Source organism: Pontibacter saemangeumensis, assembly GCF_039541895.1.
GTDB lineage: Bacteria > Bacteroidota > Bacteroidia > Cytophagales > Hymenobacteraceae > Pontibacter > Pontibacter saemangeumensis.
In genome coordinates this window covers 77,003-96,465 of the sequence record NZ_BAABHC010000006.1, presented here as the reverse complement: position 1 = coordinate 96,465, position 19,463 = coordinate 77,003, and the positions used below count along the sequence as shown (strand labels likewise).

Genomic DNA, 19,463 nt, shown 5'->3' with positions numbered 1-19,463 from the left:
AATACAACGAACCAGAAAACATTCTATCTACCGATATACTTATTCTGTGATTTCGATGTGTAACCTGTCTTCCACTTGCTTCCTCATCATCTCCGGGTTGCCGGTCATGAAGGTGGCCACCGCTTTATCGCCTTCAAAAAGCGTCAGCAGATCCCCTGACAACTTGTAGTTGTTCACGCGGCCCAGCACATCCATCAGCTTGTTTTCTTCCTCCATCCCCGGGCAAGCCATCCTGGTTGTTCTGAGTTGTGAAAGTTGCAAGCGGGTGTCGTCTAAGCTGTAACTACCGGAGATTTTGTTACAACCCGTGAAGCCGTCCACATCGTTCTCGTTTTCCTCGAGACGGATATAGGCCGTGCGCGTGTCGTTCAGCGGCTGCACTTCCTGGCCCTCCAGCGACATCAGCACCCAATATGCGTCTTTGATGTTATCTTTCTCTAACGCGAGGTCTTTGGGCTGTAGGGTGCACGACGAACCGCCACTTAAAAGCAGCAGCAGGGCAACAGGCAAAATGATGTTTCGATAGTTCATGTAATTCATATTATGAGTAAGGAAAACCCTGGTTTTAGGTATACGCAAAATCAGGAGACTTCCGCTGTACGTGCGGCAATTCCTGGAATGCGGCGCAGCAAAAAGCCCACCTGATGCAGTGGGCTTTCTGGTTTATCATGCTGCGCGTTACTTATCCGCGGTATTCTCCGGTGCCGTAGTCACTGATAGAGGAGCGGCTGGTGTAATCAGGTCCGGACCTGCCGCTGCGTCTCTGGCGGCTGCTGGAGCGGTCTCCGTCGCTGTTTGAGGGATGGTCGCTGTTATAGGCGCGGTTCGAGGCATATAGCCCGGTGGCATAGTTGTCGTCCCGGCTACTGCGGGAATCCTGGATGCGGCCACTGTAGCGGAAATCCTCCCTGCTATTGTTATGGTCATCCCACTCCCCGCTGTTGCGGCGTCCGCCACGGTAGTCGTTTTCTGACCTGTCGTGCTTGAAGTCCGAACGGTCATAGAAACTGTCCTCTGTTCCGGCGTTGTAGCCCCGGTTCGTGCTCCGGTTGTAGGTTCTGCCCTCGTCGCGGCCGAAGTCGCTGTAGCGCCTGCCCTGCCCCTGGTCGCCGTACTGGTAGCTGTTGTCCTGCCGGTCGTAGTTCTCCCTGTCGTTGGTGCGGGAGCTTCCGTAGTTGCTGTACCTGTCGTTGTTGTCGCGCCATCCGGTACCCCGAGTGCGGTTATAGCCCCCGTTGCGGTCGTTCTCCATATAGGGGTTCGGATCACCGTAGTGGTAATGGTCCTGGTTACTGCCGGTTCCCGGTACGGAGCGGTGGCTGCTGGCGCCATATCCCCCTGACGGCCCGGAACCATAATTATTACTGCCTGAGCTGCGCACGTTGCGGTAGGCATTGTCTTCGTCCCGCATGCCATAATAGTTGCCGCGGTTACTGTAACGGTCTCTGTAGTTTTCGAATTGCTCGTTGCCCTGCCGGCCCTGCTGGTCGCTATTGCGTGAATTCCGGTTATAATATTCGTGGTCTCTTTCCATAGGTATATCGGTTTAAAAATTGTTTTTGATACCTCTTTAAACGAGCATAAGCAGGCAACGTTTTTCCTGCCACAAATCCGCGCATTGCGATTGGCTCTTTCGGCGCCTGCCTCTGCCCTGCCTCCATCTAGAAATACGCATCTCAGGCTGGCACACGCTGAAATACACGAAGAAGCGAATGAACCGAGCTAATCCAGTAGCAGGCGTGTGATCCGTATAACACCTCCTAACCTTCCCAAGACGTAAAAGTATAAAGTGCCCCTACCGAAATCCCAATACCCGGAATGCCTCTCCTGCATTTCAGGCGCCTGCCCCCGGCCTGTACTTTATAAAGGCAACAGATAAGTGATAGATAAAATCAATAACCAAAAGAAGACTTTATAAAGTATAGCATAGATTAAGCACGTCTTCTAATAAAAAATTTATATAGGGAAAACATGAAAGAAAAAAGCGAAAATGGGAATAAGAAAGCGGGTGGAAAATCCTTGAAATCCGGGAACGGCCAGGATGGGAAAGGCAATATCCTGACAACCCGGCAGGGGCACCCGGTAACGGACAACCAGAACATCCGGACGGTGGGCAACCGCGGGCCAGCCACGATGGAGAATTACCATTTCATCGAGAAGATATCGCACTTTGACCGCGAGCGTGTTCCTGAGCGCGTGGTGCATGCCAGGGGCGCAGGTGCGCACGGTGTTTTTGAAGCCTACGGCAAAGTCGGCGATGAACCCATCTCAAAATACACCCGCGCCAAGCTGTTCCAGGAAAAGGGCAAGCAGACGCCCGTGTTCGTTCGTTTCTCTACGGTAGGCCATCCTTCAGGCTCGCCGGAAACGCTCCGCGACCCACGCGGTTTCGCGGTGAAGTTTTACACCGAAGACGGCAATTGGGACCTGGTGGGCAACAACCTGAAGATTTTCTTTATCCGGGACGCCATGAAGTTCCCGGACCTGATCCACTCGCAGAAGCCAGACCCGGTAACGAACATCCAGAGTGCAGAGCGCATTTTCGACTTTTTCTCCGGTACGCCCGAGGCAACCCATATGGTCACCTTCCTTTACTCGCCATGGGGCATCCCGGCCAGCTACCGCCAGATGCAGGGCTCCGGCGTGAACACCTATAAGTGGGTGAACAAAGACGGAGAGGCCGTTATCGTGAAATACCATTGGGAGCCGATGAAACAGGGCATCCGTAACCTCACCCAGAAAGAGGCCCAGGAGATACAAGGCAAAAACTTCAACCACGCCACCCAGGACCTGTACGAAGCCATTGAGCGCGGCGACTTCCCGGAGTGGGAACTGAACGTGCAGATCATGAGCGACGACGAGCACCCGGAACTGGATTTCGACCCGCTGGATGACACCAAGCTGTGGCCAAAAGAGCAGTTCCCTTGGTACCCTGTCGGCAAAATGACCCTGAACAGAAACCCTGTCGATTACTTTAACGAAGTGGAGCTTTCGGCTTTCGGCACCGGTGTGCTGGTTGACGGGCTTGATTTCTCAGACGATAAAATGCTGCAGGGCCGAACCTTCTCCTACTCCGACACGCAGCGTTACCGGGTGGGCGCCAACTATCTGCAGCTGCCGATAAACGCAGCGAAAACCCATGTGGCGACTAACCAGCGGGGCGGCCAGATGGCCTTTAGCACAGATTTTGCCGAAGGGCAAAACATCCATGTTAATTACGAGCCGTCCATTTTAGGCGGACTCCGGGAAGCTACGAAAACAGGCAAAGAATATACCCCGCGCTATGAAGCCAACCTGGTGCGCCAGAAGATAGACCGGCCGAATCCCTTCGGGCAAGCCGGCGAAACTTACCGCAACTTTGAGGACTGGGAGCGAGATGAACTGATCATGAACCTGGGTAACGACCTGGCCAAGTGTGACAAGCGCATCCAGGACAAGATGCTGGAATACTTTACGCAAGCCGATGAGGATTATGGCCGCAGGGTAAGGGAAAGCATCGAGCGGGCCACTAAGGAGCTGAAGATGATGATGAAACACGATAAGATAGCAGGTACTGACGGCCCATCTGGCAATACCACTGGCGAAGAAGCCGTGGAGCAGGCCCAGAGCGACTCGCACTCTGCGAAGCCATACTAAAAGGCTTCATTTGATTTTATAAAAGGGAGGCCGCACAAGATGCGGCCTCCCTTTTATATATACAGTCTGTCCTGTTCAGCATTATCTGCAGGAGTAAAGGGTTAATTGGTCCTGATGGTCGAGTTGTTTGGGGAGTTAATCTATTTCATTAGGTGATGGCTAGGGAGTTTCATAGTTTTAAAACAAGATACGGTCTGTTCCAAGCTAATGAAAATGAAAACGCAACCCAGTGACCACCTGTTTGAAGCGCGTAAACGAGAGAAAGGATATAAGCCCGGGCCACACAGCCATCTCGGTGATAACTTATATGCCTCATCTTCGGAAAGGTAACTACGCCATCAGCACAAAGCATATGCATAGGACCCGCCCTGCCAGTACAGGGTGCGCTCCCTGAAGAATTTAATTGTTTGTTTGTAATTTCCTGATCAAGCCCCTGCGCCCTAGCCAGGGGTTTCCTTTTTTCTGCTGGCCTGAAATCCATAACCTGATTTCGCAACATCCAGTATAGAGGGGCTATGCTCCATAAACGAATCCTGCTACAGCACACCCTGCTGCTGTGCCTCATTTGCCTTTGCTTACCTGCCGCCGCCCTTCCGGGCACAGCACCTGACAGTTCCCGTACCCGCATTGCCTTTGGCTCCTGCAACAGTCAGTTGGAGCCGCAACCGCTCTGGCAAAGCATCGTAGCTGCCAAACCCGACCTGTGGGTGTGGCTGGGGGATAACATCTATGCCGACACGAGGGAAATGGCTGAGATGGCCAAATCTTACGCGCAGCAGTTACGGCACCCCGGCTACCGGCAGTTGCTGCAGAACACGCCCGTGACCGGCACCTGGGACGACCACGACTATGCTTATGACGGGGCGGGCAAGGAGTTTGAAAAGAAGGCGCAGAGCCAGCAGCTTTTCCTCAACTTTATGGGGGTGCCCAAAAACGCCCCCGTGCGTGAGCAGGAAGGCATATACCGCAGCTATACCGTGGGCGAAGGCGACCGGAAAATAAAGATCCTGCTGCTGGATGTGCGCTACCACCGCGACAGGCTCAATTCCGTCTTCGGCCTCTATATGCCCAACGAGACGGGCGATGTGCTGGGAGAGGAGCAGTGGCAATGGCTGGAGCAGGAGCTCACCGACAGTGACGCCAAACTCCACCTGATCGTGAGCGGCATACAGGTACTTCCCACCGGCCAATCCTACACCAACTGGGCTGCGTTTCCGCAGGCGCGGGAGCGGCTGTTCCGGCTCCTGGAAAAGGCGCAGGCCGCCACACCCATCATCCTTTCCGGAGACCGGCATGTAGCAGAACTGGCCAAAATTGATTTGAAGGGGTACAATGCTCCCATCTACGAAATCACGTCCAGCGGCATGACGCACCACCGCGAACCCCGGGCAGGCGGCAACATCTACCGTGTCGGGGAACAGGTGGGCGCGCTTAATTTCGGCATCCTTGATATTTACTGGCAAAGCGACTACACCGCCATCCTCCTGCAAATCCGGGGAGAAGAGAACCAGGTACTGCTGGAAGAGAAGCTTATTATTTGATCTGCCAAGCCTCCTTTTGCTCTCCCTCAGCAGGATTTATAGATGGTGCCCCGGTGCTATATGTGCCCTCCGCTAAAAGTCTGGGAAAGTGGATAGAAGCCAGTGAAGACCACGCCGGCACCAAAACAAGCAGAGCCGCCGGAAATCCGGCGGCTCTGCTTCATTACCTTCGCTATATATAAATCAAGGCTGCAGGGAGGTAGTTGGCTCCACTGACTTTTCCTGCGCCTTGTATTTGTTGTCGAACTTCTCGTACAGGTACTTCTGCTTGTTGCTGAGGTCCAGGTTGCGGCCCTGTATATAGGCGTGCGTCACGTTGTTGGTGCGCATATCCAGCAGGTCTCCGGCAGAAACAACCAGGGTCGCGTCTTTCCCTACTTCCACAGACCCCACCTGCTTGTCCACGCCCAAGATTCTGGCGGCATTTAGCGTAACAGAAGCCAGCGCATGCTCTTTGTCCAGGCCATAGGCGGCGGCGGTACCGGCAATAAACGGCAGGTTCCGGATTCCATGGATGCTGGTGTTATAATCCAGCGCAAACGGAATACCTGCCTTGTGCAACAGGTACGGCGTTTTATAAGGCATGTCCACGTCTTCCTCGGCCCGTGAAGGCAAGGCGTGTACACCCGAATAGATCACGGCAATGTTATTCGCTTTCAGGAAATCAGCCACGGCCAGCGCGTCCCCGGCACCTACTACCACGATGTCTTTCACGCCGTGCTGCCTGGCAAAGTTCACAGACTCAATGATCTCCTTACCATAGTCCGCGTGGATGTACAGCTTCTTAGACCCATCGAACAAACCGGCCATAGCCGCCAGCTTCAGATTTTCGCTGTCGTGCTGGCCGGCTTTATATACCGCCGCATCGCGCAGGAGGGCTGTCAGCTCGGCCAGCGTTTGCTTGCGCGTCTCGGCCATGGTCTTCAGCCTTGCCTCGTCGCTGCTGTTGCCCGTCTCGATCAGCATGTTCGGCCAATTCAGGTGAATGCCCTCATCCGCCTTCACCACGGCGTCCTCCCAGTTCCAGGCATCCAGCTGCACCACCGTAGACATGCCTGAGATCGTGCCGCCTACCGGCGTCAGTTGCGTCATCAGCACGCCGTTCGTCCGCACTGTCGGGATGATATCGGAATCAGTGTTGTAAGCAATGATGGAGCGCACGTTGGGGTTGAACTCCCCCACCTCGCGCCAGTCGATGGTGGCACGCACGCTTTCCACTTCATTCAAACCCAGGGTGGAGTTAGAGTGGATCAAGCCGGGATATATATGCTGCCCTGTTACGTCCACCACTTCATAACCACTCAGGTTCGCACCGTTCTGCGGACCTGCATAGGTGATCTTGCCATTGTCAAAACCCACGGCGGCATTCTCTATGACTGTACCGTTGCCCACGTGCAGCGTGGCCCCTTTCAGGAGCATCGGCCTGCTCTGCTTCGGCGCGGGTGCCGGAACCTGCGCAAGGGCAGGCAAAGCCAGCAAAGCCGAAAGCGCTGCAGCCATATATGTTTTTTTCAGTTTCATCTTCTTTGACTTTTCTTAATATTGTTGATTGATGTTTGTTGATTGTTTTTGAGGTTAACGATTGACAATTAGCAATCAACAATTAATTCGCCAGGTAAGCCTCTTCCTCGCTCACTTCCACCTCTTCGCAGTGCAGCACGCGTGCTTTCTTGCTGACAGGAGCCTGTGTTTTGGCACCGCTTGCTTTCTCGTTCAGCATTTTCTGCACGAGGCGCATGCGCTCTTTCCCCAGTTCCACCCGCATCTGCTCGTCGCGCTCCAGGTCGTAATAGGCCACACCGTCCACAAAGGTCTTCAGCGGCTTGGCATAGATGGAGAGCGGATGGTCGTTCCAAAGCACCACGTCGGCGTCTTTTCCTGCCTTCAGGCTGCCGGTTCTGTCATCGAGGTGCATGAGTTTGGCCGGGTTCAGGGTGATCATCTTGATGGCATCCTCTTCGCTAACGCCCGCGTATTTCACGCTCTTGGCAGCTTCCTGGTTCAGACGGCGGGCCATCTCGGCGTCATCGGAGTTAATGGCCGTCACGACGCCCACCTTGTTCATGATGCCCGCATTCTGTGGGATGGCATCCTTCACCTCCATTTTATAGGCCCACCAATCTGAGAAAGTACCGGCACCCACGCCATGCTCCACCATCTTGTCGGCAACTTTATATCCTTCCAGGATGTGCGTGAACGTGTTCACCTTAAAGCCCATCTGGTCAGCCACTTTGATCATCATGTTGATCTCGGACTGCACATAGGAGTGGCAGGTAATGAAGCGCTCGTTGTTCAGGATCTCTACCAGCGCATCCAGTTCCAGGTCGCGGCGGGGAGGCGGGGTTTTAGCTTGCGCCCGCTTACTCAGTTTGTTATAGTCCTTCCAGGCCTGCTCATATTCTTTGGCGCGGGTAAAGGCGTCTATATATACCTGCTCCACGCCCATGCGGGACTGCGGGAAACGGATGCTGTGCAGGTTGCTGCGATTGGAGTGCTTCACGTTCTCGCCCAACGCAAATTTGATATACTTGGCGTCTTTGATCAGCATCTCGTCGGCGCTTTTGCCCCAGCGCAGCTTCACCACCGCTGACTGCCCCCCGATCGGGTTGGCAGAACCGTGCAGCAATTGCGAGGTAGTGACGCCACCGGCCAACTGGCGGTATATATTAATATCTGCTGGGTTCACGACATCGGCCATGCGCACTTCAGCGGTTACGGATTGCGTACCCTCGTTCACACCGTCCAGGGCTATATGGGAGTGCTCGTCGATGATGCCGGGCGTGACGTGCTTGCCTGTTCCGTCGATCACGCGGGCGCCGGATTCGCTCAGGTTCTTGCCTACTTTCGCGATCTTGCCGTTTTTCAGCAGAACATCGGTGTTGTCCAGTTTGCCTTCTTTCTCACTGGTCCAGACAGTCGCATTCTTAATCAGCACCGTTTCCTGCTTCGGCAACTCAGCAGCACCAAAGGCCTTAAAAGGATATAACATCTCACCAAGTGCAACGGGTTTGGCCGTTTTGGTGCTGTCGGCTTTCGCTTTCTGGCTCATCGCCTCTGAGAACGTGGCCGTCCATTTCACGGAAGTAGCGTCTGGCAACTGGCCCTCGCCCTGCAGGTTCTTGTCGGCCAGCCAACCGCTCAGCCGGATGCTTTCGTTGCTCTTCTTATCCTTGTTGAAAGAGAGGGTCACGAGGTTGCCGTTAAAGGAGACTTTACCATTCACGGTGTCCTGCGCCACTACTTTCAGCTCCGGTTTTTCAGGTGTCCCGGCAATCAGCAGCTTGCGGTCCGGCTGGTTCGCTATCTTCAGGGTATATACTCCGCGGTAATCAGAAGGCACCTCCGACACTTTATATTGATGGCCCTGCACCCAGTTCTCCAGTATCACACTCTCCTTTGCAAAAAGGGCATCGCTGGTGATGATGAAGTTAGCTAGCAATCCCTTGTTCAGGCTGCCTACTTTGTTCTCCGCCTTCAGCAGTCGGGCTGGCGTGACGGTCAGCGCTTTTAGCGCCTCCTCCTCCGGCAGTCCGTACTCGATGGCTTTGCGCATGTTCGGCAGGAAATCCTTTTTGTCTTTCAGATCAGAGGCGGTAAACGCGATGGTGACACCGGCTTTCTGCAGCATGGCCGCGTTGGCAGCCGCCATCTCCCAGTGTTTCATATCCTCCAGCGACACACGGCGCGCATCAAAGGGGTCCTCCACGTTATAGGCATCCGGGAAGTTCAGCGACAGGATGATCGGCGCATTCGAGGCTTTTACCTGCTGCAGCATCTGGTATTCGTCTCCAGCTCCTTTGATGATATACTGTTTGCCGAACTCGTCGCCTACCTTGTCGGCTCGCAGCACGTTCAGCTTGTTGTCTGCTTCAAAAATCTGCGGATACTGGTTTGCCTCTTCAAACGCCTTCAGAGAAATGTTCTGCTCCTTCTCCTGGTTACGGGCATTCCACTGGGCATCGAGGTAGGTCTGGCGCAGCAGGGCAATGGCCCCCATCAGCGAGTTCGGGTAGTCCTGCTTCGACGATCCCCGGTCAAACGACAGCGTGCCGGCCGCTTTATCCAGCACCACCACCTCGTTTTCACGCTCTTCCGCCAGTGTTACCAGTGCCGCCGTGCCACGGGCAATGCCATCGCGGTGCACCGACAGTACGGTTCCAAAACCCAGTTTGCGCAATTCCGCCGCCTGCTTCTTGTCAACTTTGAACAGCTCCACGGCGTTGGTCTCCGGGCGGATGGCCTGGTTCCAGTTGTAGGCGCCCTGCTTTTCAGACTCAGGTTGCGGCGGTGAGCTGTAGGAGCGGCGCTCGCTCTTCACCTCCGGCAGTCCGTAGCTGCTGAACATGTCCACAAGGCCGGGATATATATGCTTGCCCCGGGCATCTACGACCACCGCGCCCGCGGGCACTTTCAAGTTGGCGCCCACGGCCTCCACTTTGCCGTTCCGGATTACGAGGGTTGCATCGGGGAGTGTGGTTTTATAATCGGTATGGACGGTGGCATGGGTGAACGCCACCAGGCCGGAGCGTTCGTCATATACCCCGTTGCGCGGAAATGTATCCTGCGCCATTACGTTGCCTGCGCCAAGGGCAAGGCAGGCTGCAATGGTAAAGATTTTCTTCATCAGGTAAATTGTGAGTAAGTTTGATTGCTTTTCAAATATAGGCAGGCCGCAACATAGTTTCTACTACCAGATTTTTATTTTATAAATAGCGGCGGGCGCTATAGGAGATCGGGTACCTATGGTTTATATTTAACTGCTATAAAAATAACCCAGGCCATATATAGGTTTTCAGTCTCAGTCCTTCCCTATAAATTATTAGCTGTCTGATCATGAAAAAGCACCTCTCCCTTCTGCTGCTGACAGGCTTACTGGCTTTGGGCCACACCGCCGCGGCGCAAGTACAACCGGATACAGCCGCGACCGGCGCAGCCACGCCTCCGGAGAGTGTGAAAGGCCTGATCCCGATACCAGTTATATACTACACGCCCGACACGAACCTAGGCCTGGGTGCCGCCGTGATCGGCTACATCCGCCTCAAAAGCCACACCGACTCCAGCTATACCCGTCTCTCCACTGCGCGCCTTTTGGCTGATTATACCCTGAACAAGCAGATGGACCAGCAGTTGCTGTGGGAAGTATTTACCCGGGAGGAAAAATACCTTTTGCGCGGCGAATTGCGCCACCGCGTATATACCGACCGGTTTTACGGCATCGGCAACAACACCCGGGATGAAGATGATGGCAAGTATAAGTACTCCTATGTGGGCGCCAAAATTGGCGCGCTGAAGAACCTTGGGCGGCGTGTGTTCCTGGGGCTCGATTTTCAGCTGACGAACTACTACGACCTGAGCATCGACTCGATAGGGGTTGACCGCGAGAACCTGCTGCGGGCACAGCAGGTACCGGGCTATATGGGCGGTTTGAACAGCGGCGCAGGTATTATTTTCCTGATCGACACCCGCGACAACACCGCCTTTGCCAGCCAGGGTATTCTATTTGAAGCCTCTCTCTATAACTTCGGGAAAATGCTCGGCGGCGATTTCGATTACCGCAACATGAACCTGAACTTCAGCAAGTATATCGCGTTGCGCCCCAGTCGGATACTGGCGTTTAACGCGGCGCTGAACCTGAACAACGGTGAAGTACCGGTGATGCGGCTGGCCCCTGCCGGCGGCGACAGGATTCTGCGGGGCTATGCCAAGAACCGCTTCCTGGACGATAACTTCGCCGGGGTGCAGGCAGAATACCGCTTCCCGCTGTACCGCCGCTTTGGTATGGCTGCCTTTGCCGGTGTAGGCGATGTGTTTGACCAGCCATCGGACGTGCGCTTCTCCAACATCAAGTACTCAGTCGGTTCCGGCCTGCGCTACGCCCTCAACAAAGAGCAGAAGCTGAACATTCGGGTGGATGTGGGCTACGGCCGCGAAGGCAGTAACTTTTACATCGTCATCGGAGAGGCCTTTTGAGCAAGGCCGCGGTATATGCCCGTCATAGTGGTTTCATATCATCCGTATTGCTTTCCCCTCATATACCACCTGTCAATAATCACCCATCCAGGCGTTTCAGGAGAAGCGCCCGGAATTGTCATGCTATTTCAAGCAACGCCATTTACCATGCACACACAAGGAGTTACCCTGATCTCTGCTGCTAATTATATAACCTAAATATATAAAATGCACGGTAGTTAATGTTGAAAGCTATATAGTTTGAAGCATCTATAGGCGAATCATAGACAATATTTATAACGACATCATTTTAATCGATTTGATTGATGATTGCTCAGGCTGTAGTTTTGAAAAAGAATCTACATCAAATTAAAGCCAACCCACATGAGCGACAAAGAGAAAAACACCCGCATCACGACTGCCTCCGGCAAACCGGTATATGATTACGAAGACAGCCAGTCGGCTGGCCCGCGCGGCCCGCTTTTGCTGCAGGATTTCTTTTTACACGAGAAACTCGCCCATTTCAACCGCGAGCGCATCCCCGAGCGGGTGGTGCACGCCAAAGGCTCCGGTGCCTACGGCACCTTCACCGTTACCCACGACATTACAAACTACACCCGTGCAAAAGTCTTCAGCGAGGTAGGCAAAGAAACCCGCGTGTTCCTGCGCTTCTCCACGGTGGGCGGCGAGAAGGGCAGCGCCGACAGCGAGCGCGACCCGCGTGGCTTTGCCCTGAAATTTTACACCGAAGACGGGAACTGGGACCTGGTGGGCAACAATACGCCTGTTTTCTTCATCAAGGACCCGAAGAAATTTCCCGATTTTATACATACCCAAAAGCGCGACCCTTACACCAACACCAAAAACCCCACCATGGTCTGGGATTTCTGGAGCCTGAACCCGGAGAGCCTGCACCAGGTGATAATCCTGATGAGCGACCGCGGCACACCCGTCTCTTACCGCCATATGCACGGCTTCGGGAGTCACACTTTCTCCTTTATCAATGCGGCGAATGAGCGCGTGTTCGTGAAATTCCACTTTAAAACGCTACAGGGCATCCGGAACTTCACCGATGCTGAAGCGACCCGCATGAAAGGCATTGACCCGGACCAGGCGCAGCGCGACCTGGTGGAGGCCATTGACCGGGGCGACTTCCCGCGCTGGGCGGTAAGAGTGCAGATCATGACAGAGGAAGAGGCCGCCACCTATAAATGGAATCCGTTTGATGTGACCAAAGTGTGGTCGCAAAAAGATTTTCCGCTGCTGGACGTGGGCGTGCTGGAACTGAATGAGAACCCGGATAACTATTTTGCACATGTGGAGCAGGCGGCCTTTGCCCCGGCGCACATCGTGGACGGCATCGCTTTCTCGCCGGACAAAATGCTTCAGGGTCGCATCCTGGGCTACCCTGATGCGCAGCGCTACCGCCTGGGTGCCAACTACGAGCAGATACCGGTGAACCGATGCCCCTTTGCCGTGAACAACTACCAGCGCGACGGCGCCATGCGCGTGGACGGAAACGGCGGCAGCAAACCTAACTACTTCCCCAACAGCTTCGACGATGCGTACGCGGACGACCGCTACAAACAGCCCGCCGAGTACCTCGGGAAGAGCGTGTACGCTGACTCCTACGACCGCAACGCCCCCGGCGAGAACGACCATTACACACAGCCAGGCGACCTGTTCCGGCTGATGCCCCCGGAAGCGCAGCAGCATACGATCAGCAATATTGTGGGCGCCATGAGTGGCATCAGCGGCGAGAAGCGCGGCCTGATCATCAATCGCCAGTTGTGCCACTTCTTCCGGGCTGATGTGGGCCTGGGTATGCGCGTGGCGCAGGGGCTGGGCATAGACGTAACGCAGCACGCTGGCTCCATGCAACTGAACTAGAGAATTACCTTCTGACATTTTTCTAAAGCGAAAAGCAGCGCCAGCCTTGCTGGCGCTGCTTTTCGCTTTAGAAAATGCTTTGCCTATATATAATTCACTACAAGCGCATTCCCTGCGGTATATAGAGCAGGCGGCGCGGCGCTCTGCCCATGTGTTCACATTGATGGTGGACCCGGCAAGCGTGGACGGGTGTTGCCTTGATGAAATTGCAGGAACTTCAGAAGCCGTTTAATTGTCTCTTTATTTATATATGAACACATCTGCATATATAAATAACGACCACCCATAACGAACCGGAGCATGAGCAGCTTAAAAGTCAGGGTTGAGCAGAAGAAGTTAGAAAGAGCCGCCTACGTTCTCAAATGCATGGCGCACCCCATGCGCCTCGGCATTATAGATTTGCTGGAGCAGCGCGAACGTCTAACGGTGAGCCAGTTGCAGGAAGTGCTGAAGATAGAACAGTCGCTGTTGTCGCACCACCTCACCAACATGCGCGACAAAGGCATTCTGGGTACACACCGAGAGGGCAAAAACATCTACTACTTCCTTGCCGACAAGAGCATCTCCAACATCATTGCCTGTATCCAGGGCAGCAAGACGTTTTGAGATCATCCTGCTAAAAAGCTGTTACCCATAAATTAATTGGCAGGAACAGAAAACCAGGACCGCATTTTTATATATTTGTTTTAAAGTCAGCGAACGCCAAGCCGTATATTATGAGAGCCATTGTGATAGCCGTTTCTTTACTTTTCCTTGCGGGTTGTGCAGGGCCGCAGCAGAGTACTCCCGCACAGGTGCAGAACCTGACGCCGCAGCAGTTTAAGGGCGAGCGGATGGGCCGCAAAACTATCTTGGTGGATGTTCGCACGCCGGAGGAGTTTGCCGACGGCCACCTCGACGGAGCTGTCAACTCGGATTTCCGCGGCGGCGCGTTTGCACAGGAAATGGAGAACTGGGACAAAGACAAAGTTTATTACCTCTACTGCGCGTCCGGGAACAGAAGCGGCAAAGCCGCAGAACTGCTCAAAGAAGCGGGCTTCAAGTATATCTATAATGTCGGCGGCTTCACAGACCTGAAGGAAGCCGGCTTCCCCACAGAACAGGGCGATGGGGAATATTAGAAAAGATTTCCCGGCTGGAGCAACAGAAGGCACGGTTCTGAGCGGAGGTTTTATATAAAAGCCACTCTTTTACTCTCCCGCCTGGCCAGGGAGCCGAATCAGCATTCCGGCCACGCACACCGCCTTACAGATTAACTGTTAGATCTTCTTCAAAATCCTTTCCCGTCAGCTTGTAATATCGCTATATCTTACTGTATCTTAGAAGCAGTAAAGGAAGAAAGGACAGGGATATGCGCGTACTACACACTTCAGACTGGCACCTCGGCCAGCGCCTCGTTAACCTCGAACGGACGGAAGAACACCAGCACTTCCTGAACTGGCTGCTGCAAACCATTGAGCAGGAGCAGGTAGAGGCCCTCATCATGGCGGGCGATGTGTTCGACAACGGCGCCCCCTCCAACACCGCCCTCAAACTATACTACGACTTCCTGCGCCGGGTCTGTGCCACCTGCTGCCGCCATGTCATCATTACGGGCGGTAACCACGACTCTGTCGCTACCTTGAACGCCCCGCGGGAGTTGCTGGAGTGCTTCAACATCTATGTGATCGGGGGTGCGACGAATGACCCACTGGACGAATTGATTGAGCTGAAAAATGAAAAAGGGGATATAGAGCTGGTGGTGTGCGCCGTGCCCTTCCTTCGCGACCGCGACGTGCGGCTCTCGGTGGCGGGCGAAAGCTATGAAGAGCGGGAGCAGCGTCTGAAACAGGGCATTGCCGCGCATTATGCAGCTTTTGTGCCGAATATCCAACAATACAAAGCCCAGCATATACCGGTGGTGGCCACCGGGCATTTATTTGCCGCCGGGGCGACAGCCTCCGAAAGCGAGAAAGAAATACATGTGGGCAACCTAGGGCAGATCGGCGCCGAGCAGTTCCCAAAGGAGTTTAATTATGTGGCGCTCGGCCACCTGCACCGCCCGCAAAAGGTAAACAACCAGCACCATATCCGCTACTCCGGTTCTCCTATACCACTCAGCTTCAGCGAAGTGACGGATAAAAAGGTAAACTATATACTTGATTTTGAAGGCGGCAAACTGGCCGAACTGCGTGAACTGGAGATTCCCTGCCACCGCAAGCTGGTGCGCTTTAAAGGTCCGCTGGAGAAAGTGAAGCAGCAGCTGGCTATATATGACAACAGCGGCTACGCATTAACAGCCTGGGCCGAGCTGCAGGTAGAACTGGATGCGCCCCTCCCCGACCTGAACCAGCAGTTGGAGGAGATCCTTCAGCTGAAGCCGGAGCTGCAGTTACTCATCCACCGCCCGCCCATCATTAAATCGGCGCGGCAAGCGCTGGAGCAACAGGTACAGGAGGAAGCTGACCTGCACACCTTGCGCGAAAAAGAAGTGTTCCTCAAACGCTGCGAAAGCGCCTTCCCCGAGAGCGACCACGCCGGACTGCTGGCTACTTTCTCAGAATTGCTGGAACTGATGGGGCAGGCGGAAGAAAGCTAACCGAAGCAGCGCCCGAACCTACCTCGCAGTGTGCGCAGCCCCTGCGAGTGTCTGAAACTTCAATACCCTCGCGGGACCGTCGGACTCCGCGAAGTCATTATCACAACTGGTTTTTATATATAAACTTATCTAATGAAAATCCTCTCTGTCCGCTTCCTCAACCTGAACTCGCTGAAAGGTGAGCATGAGATCCGCTTCGACAGGAGCCCATTGGCGGATGCAGGACTTTTTGCGATAACGGGGCAGACGGGTGCGGGCAAAACCACGATCCTGGATGCGATCACGGTGGGGCTATATGGGCTGGTGCACCGCCACAGCAACGACAAGCCGCTGGAGCTGATGACGCGCCACACGGCGGAGTCTTTCTCGGAGGTGGAGTTTGAGGCCGGGGGCAGGCGCTACCGCTCCCGGTGGCACATCCGCCGCAGCCGGGGCAAAGCAGACGGCAACATGCAGCCTGTGCACATGGAGCTCTGCGACCTGGCCGATGACAAACCATTTGACCTGAAGCCAAGCCAGGTGCCGGAAAAGGTAGCCGAGGTCTGTGGGCTGGACTACAGCCAGTTTCTGCGCTCCGTCATGCTGTCGCAGGGTGACTTTGCGCGTTTCCTAAAGGCAAGCCCCAACGAGCGCAGCAGCCTGCTGGAGAAAATAACCGACACCGGCATCTATTCTGAGATCTCCAAATCTGCTTACGAAAAGGCAAAGACCGAGCGCCAGAGACAGGAGGACCTGGAGCGCCGGCTCCAGGACAGCCAGTTGTTGCCAGAGGAGCAGCGGCAGGCATACGCGCAAAGCGTGGCGGAGCTGCAGGAGCAGGAAGCGATGCTTCAGAAGGATATGCATGCGGTGCGGGAGCAGCTGCAGTGGCTACAGCAGTTACAGCAGTTACGATCCAGGAAGCAACAGCACGAGGAGGCGCTGCAGCTGCAGGATCAGAAACTGGCCCGGCTGCAACCGGAGTTCCGGAAACTGCAGCAGCATGAGCAGGCGCACCAGTATGTGGGGGAACTGACGGAGATCCGGAACGCGAGCAGTAAGGTGGTGGAGGTACAGGAGCAACTCCAGACACTGGAAAAGCAATTGCCTGCGCTGGAAACCGAACTAGAGCAGGCCGGACAGTTAGCGGCAGCCGCAGGCAGGGCACACCAGGAACAGGAAGAGGCGCTCCACAAACTGGAGCCACTGCTGGAGCGGGTTACCCAGCTCGATCATCAGTTATATACCCTCCGGCAGGATTATAAAAAAGACAAGGATTCCTATGTGCAGGTAGAGGAGGCGCTGAAGCAGGAAAAGGAGCAGCAGCAAACCAGGCAAGAGCACCTTTCTAAACTGACACAGGAGGCAACCAGCATCAAGAAATGGCTGGCAGCGCAGCAGCGCTTGCAGGACCTGCAGGAAAACCTGCATGAGCTCAAAAGCGCAGTAAACTCCCTGCAGGAAGCGGAGCAACGCATCAAACGCTGCCAGCAGGAACAGCAGGCGCTACAGGCACAGCAGCAACAGGAGGCGCTGCTGCAAGAGCAGCTACAGACAGCGCAGCAACAGCACGAAACGCAGCGGCAAAAACTCCATGCCCTGAAGCAGGAAAAGCTGGCACAGTTGCAAACACTGCTTTCGGATAAGACGGTGGATGAACTGGAGCAGTCGGCGCAGGAGCAACCGCTGCTGCTGGCGCGGCACGAGAAGCTGCTCGAATTTTCGTGGCAGCATAAGCAGCAAACGCATAAGCACCGGGAACTCATCCAGCAGCTCTCACAGCTGGAGCAGGAAATAAAGACGCAGGAAACGCAGCTGGCAGATTCCCTGCAACGGCACGGGGAGGCAACGGAGCGCCTCGAGGACCTGCAAAAGCTCGTGTTGTTGCAGCAGCAGATACAGAAGTACGAAGAGGCACGGCACACGCTGCAGCCACAGCAGCCCTGTCCGCTTTGCGGGTCGGAGCACCATCCTTTTGTGGAAGGCATCTATAGCATCAACATCCCGGAAGAAGAGCAGAAACGGGACAGGCAGCAGGCGCTGGTAAAAGAGTTGCTGCAGGCGGTGCACACGCTGCAAGTGCAGGTGAGCACTTTGCAGCAAAAGCAACAGGCAACCATTGTGGCTAAAACGGAGGCAGAACTCGAATTGCGCCGCCTGCAACACGCTTTCTCAGCCGCTGCGGCAGACGCAGACCTTAAAATTGAAGAAACAGAGCGCCTGGAGCAATCCTTAAAGGCACAGCAACTGGCGCTCGGGCAAGTGCAACAGGCGCTCACGCAGGCCCGCTCCCTTGGCCGTGAACTGGAGCATATAAACCAGCAGGCGCAGCAAAACCGGGAGGAGCAGTTGCAGGTTCAGTTGCGCCTGGGGAAGCTGCAACAGGCGGCGCAGCACCGGCAGGAGAGTTTGCAGAAGCTGCAGGTCAGCCTGCAGGATGAGCAGGAACAGCACAAGGCGCATTCCGGGACAGCCGAATCGTTTGCGGCGGCATATGGCCACACCTATAACCCTTCTGAACGGCAGGAACTCGTGCAGCAGCTGATACAGCAGGCCTCCACCTATCAGCAGAAACAGCAGGCCCTGCTTCAGATGCGGGAAGAGTATGCCCAGGTGAACACAGAGGTGAAGCACCTGACAGAACGGGTGCAGGAGAAAGAGAAAGAACTGCAGGGGCGACAGGAAAACCTGAGACTGGAGCATATCAAACTAACGGAACTGAAGGAAGCGCGCGAGCAGCTTTTCGGGGACAAACAACCGCAACGGGAACGGCAGCTGGCCCGGCAGGAGCTCGACAGCCGCGCCCGGCAGGCCGAGGAAGCGCGCGCCCGGCACCTGCAAAAGCAGCAGGAACTGCGGGAGGCCCGTCAGCGCCAGGCTGAATGCACCTCCACCCATCAGAAAAGCAAATCGGTGCTGGATGCGCTGCGCGACGGCCTGCTGCAGGTGCTGCAAAAGCGAGGCATTGCCACCATTGAGGCGCTCAGCCAGATGCTGCTCGAACGGGACGAGGCTGACCGGCTGGCAAACCTGAAAGCGCAGACCGAAAAACACCTGACGGAGCTGCGCAAAAGCCTCAGCGATGTGCGGCAGGAACTGGAAACGACGCAAACAAGGCAGCTAACGTCTGAAACCGCGGAAAACCTGCAAAACGCATATGCCGAAAAGACACAGACGCACGGCGAGCTGATTGCCCGGCGCGCGCGCATCCAGCAACTGTTGGAGCAGGACGCCGAGCAACGCGCCAAGAACAAGGAGCTGGCACAGCAACTGCAGACGCAGCAACTGGTGTGCCATCGCTGGAATCAGCTGGCAGACCTGATCGGCTCAGCCGACGGCAATAAATTCAGCCGCTTTGCGCAGGGGCTTACACTGGCAAGGCTGGTAGAGTTGGCGAACCGCCATCTGCAAAAGCTTAACGACCGCTACCGCATTCTCAAATCCACGGAAGAAGACCTGGAGTTGCTGATCGTGGACACGTACCAGGCAGAGGCTGTGCGCCCCATGAACACCCTGTCTGGCGGCGAAAGCTTCCTGGTGAGCCTGGCCCTGGCACTCGGCCTCTCCGACCTTGCCGGCCGACGCACACAGATCAACTCGCTGTTTATTGACGAGGGCTTCGGCACCCTGGATGCGGAGACGCTCGATGCCGCCATCTCTACCTTGGAGAACCTGCAGGCCAGCGGCAAAATGATCGGCATCATCTCCCATGTGGAGGCCCTGAAAGAACGCATCGGCACCCAGATTCGCGTGCAGAAAAAGGCAGGCGGCGTGAGTAAGGTTGAGGTGATCGGCTACTAAGCGGCTATGCGTATATAGGATCAGAAAACGGTTCGCTGATCATATATGGCGTTCCTTCTTAAACAAAGCCTTGCAAAAATGCTTTAAAT

At 55.1% G+C, this 19,463-nt stretch carries 12 protein-coding genes; 8 read left to right on the top strand and 4 right to left on the bottom strand.

Annotated features, from left to right (window positions below; all coding sequences use genetic code 11):
* Positions 1-39 precede the first annotated feature (39 nt).
* Together ABD920_RS08480 and ABD920_RS08475 are read right to left on the bottom strand one after the other, a co-directional pair.
* The gene (locus ABD920_RS08480; protein ID WP_345158275.1) at positions 40-531 is read right to left on the bottom strand and encodes an META domain-containing protein; all 492 of its coding nucleotides are present in this window, start codon (positions 529-531) and stop codon (positions 40-42) included.
* A gap of 151 nt (positions 532-682) precedes the next feature.
* Positions 683-1,534, bottom strand: coding sequence for a hypothetical protein (locus ABD920_RS08475; RefSeq protein ID WP_345158273.1), 852 nt, complete (start codon positions 1,532-1,534; stop codon positions 683-685).
* Between the two features lie 437 nt (positions 1,535-1,971).
* Here ABD920_RS08475 and ABD920_RS08470 point away from each other — a divergent pair, with 437 nt between their 5' ends.
* Positions 1,972-3,636, top strand: coding sequence for a catalase (locus ABD920_RS08470; protein WP_345158270.1), 1,665 nt, complete (start codon positions 1,972-1,974; stop codon positions 3,634-3,636).
* Positions 3,637-4,151: 515 nt separating this feature from the next.
* Positions 4,152-5,177, top strand: a complete 1,026-nt coding sequence (locus ABD920_RS08465) for an alkaline phosphatase D family protein (RefSeq protein ID WP_345158268.1) — start codon at positions 4,152-4,154, stop codon at positions 5,175-5,177.
* A gap of 183 nt (positions 5,178-5,360) precedes the next feature.
* Here the strand turns inward: ABD920_RS08465 and ABD920_RS08460 are convergent, their stop codons facing one another.
* Both ABD920_RS08460 and ABD920_RS08455 read right to left on the bottom strand, forming a co-directional pair.
* Positions 5,361-6,677: an amidohydrolase family protein gene (locus tag ABD920_RS08460; RefSeq protein WP_345158266.1), complete on the bottom strand. Its 1,317-nt coding sequence runs from the start codon at positions 6,675-6,677 to the stop codon at positions 5,361-5,363.
* 103 nt (positions 6,678-6,780) lie between these two features.
* Positions 6,781-9,801 (bottom strand): amidohydrolase family protein, encoded by a 3,021-nt coding sequence (locus ABD920_RS08455; protein ID WP_345158264.1) that lies wholly within the window; start codon positions 9,799-9,801, stop codon positions 6,781-6,783.
* A 209-nt stretch (positions 9,802-10,010) separates the two neighbouring features.
* Here ABD920_RS08455 and ABD920_RS08450 point away from each other — a divergent pair, with 209 nt between their 5' ends.
* The 6 genes from ABD920_RS08450 (at position 10,011) to ABD920_RS08425 (ending at position 19,374) form a co-directional block, all read left to right on the top strand.
* On the top strand, positions 10,011-11,147 hold the full coding sequence (locus tag ABD920_RS08450) for a BamA/TamA family outer membrane protein (protein ID WP_345158262.1): 1,137 nt from the start codon (positions 10,011-10,013) through the stop codon (positions 11,145-11,147).
* 363 nt (positions 11,148-11,510) lie between these two features.
* The gene (locus tag ABD920_RS08445) at positions 11,511-13,016 is read left to right on the top strand and encodes a catalase (protein WP_345158261.1); all 1,506 of its coding nucleotides are present in this window, start codon (positions 11,511-11,513) and stop codon (positions 13,014-13,016) included.
* A 300-nt stretch (positions 13,017-13,316) separates the two neighbouring features.
* On the top strand, positions 13,317-13,622 hold the full coding sequence (locus tag ABD920_RS08440) for an ArsR/SmtB family transcription factor (RefSeq protein ID WP_345158259.1): 306 nt from the start codon (positions 13,317-13,319) through the stop codon (positions 13,620-13,622).
* Positions 13,623-13,732: 110 nt separating this feature from the next.
* Entirely contained in the window at positions 13,733-14,137 is a 405-nt protein-coding gene (locus ABD920_RS08435; RefSeq protein ID WP_345158258.1) for a rhodanese-like domain-containing protein, read from the top strand.
* Positions 14,138-14,367: 230 nt separating this feature from the next.
* The gene (locus ABD920_RS08430; RefSeq protein WP_345158257.1) at positions 14,368-15,594 is read left to right on the top strand and encodes an exonuclease SbcCD subunit D C-terminal domain-containing protein; all 1,227 of its coding nucleotides are present in this window, start codon (positions 14,368-14,370) and stop codon (positions 15,592-15,594) included.
* A 132-nt stretch (positions 15,595-15,726) separates the two neighbouring features.
* Positions 15,727-19,374: an AAA family ATPase gene (locus ABD920_RS08425; protein WP_345158256.1), complete on the top strand. Its 3,648-nt coding sequence runs from the start codon at positions 15,727-15,729 to the stop codon at positions 19,372-19,374.
* The last annotated feature ends 89 nt before the right edge of the window (positions 19,375-19,463 follow it).

Bases quoted from the DNA above. Each gene is read 5' to 3' on its own strand.
- ABD920_RS08475 (WP_345158273.1), bottom strand. From the start codon at position 1,534: ATGGAAAGAGACCACGAATATTATAACCGGAATTCACGCAATAGCGAC.
- ABD920_RS08450 (WP_345158262.1), top strand. From the start codon at position 10,011: ATGAAAAAGCACCTCTCCCTTCTGCTGCTGACAGGCTTACTGGCTTTG.
- ABD920_RS08425 (WP_345158256.1), top strand. From the start codon at position 15,727: ATGAAAATCCTCTCTGTCCGCTTCCTCAACCTGAACTCGCTGAAAGGT.
- ABD920_RS08440 (WP_345158259.1), top strand. From the start codon at position 13,317: ATGAGCAGCTTAAAAGTCAGGGTTGAGCAGAAGAAGTTAGAAAGAGCC.
- ABD920_RS08470 (WP_345158270.1), top strand. From the start codon at position 1,972: ATGAAAGAAAAAAGCGAAAATGGGAATAAGAAAGCGGGTGGAAAATCC.
- ABD920_RS08460 (WP_345158266.1), bottom strand. From the start codon at position 6,677: ATGGCTGCAGCGCTTTCGGCTTTGCTGGCTTTGCCTGCCCTTGCGCAG.
- ABD920_RS08455 (WP_345158264.1), bottom strand. From the start codon at position 9,801: ATGAAGAAAATCTTTACCATTGCAGCCTGCCTTGCCCTTGGCGCAGGC.
- ABD920_RS08430 (WP_345158257.1), top strand. From the start codon at position 14,368: ATGCGCGTACTACACACTTCAGACTGGCACCTCGGCCAGCGCCTCGTT.
- ABD920_RS08435 (WP_345158258.1), top strand. From the start codon at position 13,733: ATGAGAGCCATTGTGATAGCCGTTTCTTTACTTTTCCTTGCGGGTTGT.
- ABD920_RS08445 (WP_345158261.1), top strand. From the start codon at position 11,511: ATGAGCGACAAAGAGAAAAACACCCGCATCACGACTGCCTCCGGCAAA.
- ABD920_RS08480 (WP_345158275.1), bottom strand. From the start codon at position 531: ATGAACTATCGAAACATCATTTTGCCTGTTGCCCTGCTGCTGCTTTTA.
- ABD920_RS08465 (WP_345158268.1), top strand. From the start codon at position 4,152: ATGCTCCATAAACGAATCCTGCTACAGCACACCCTGCTGCTGTGCCTC.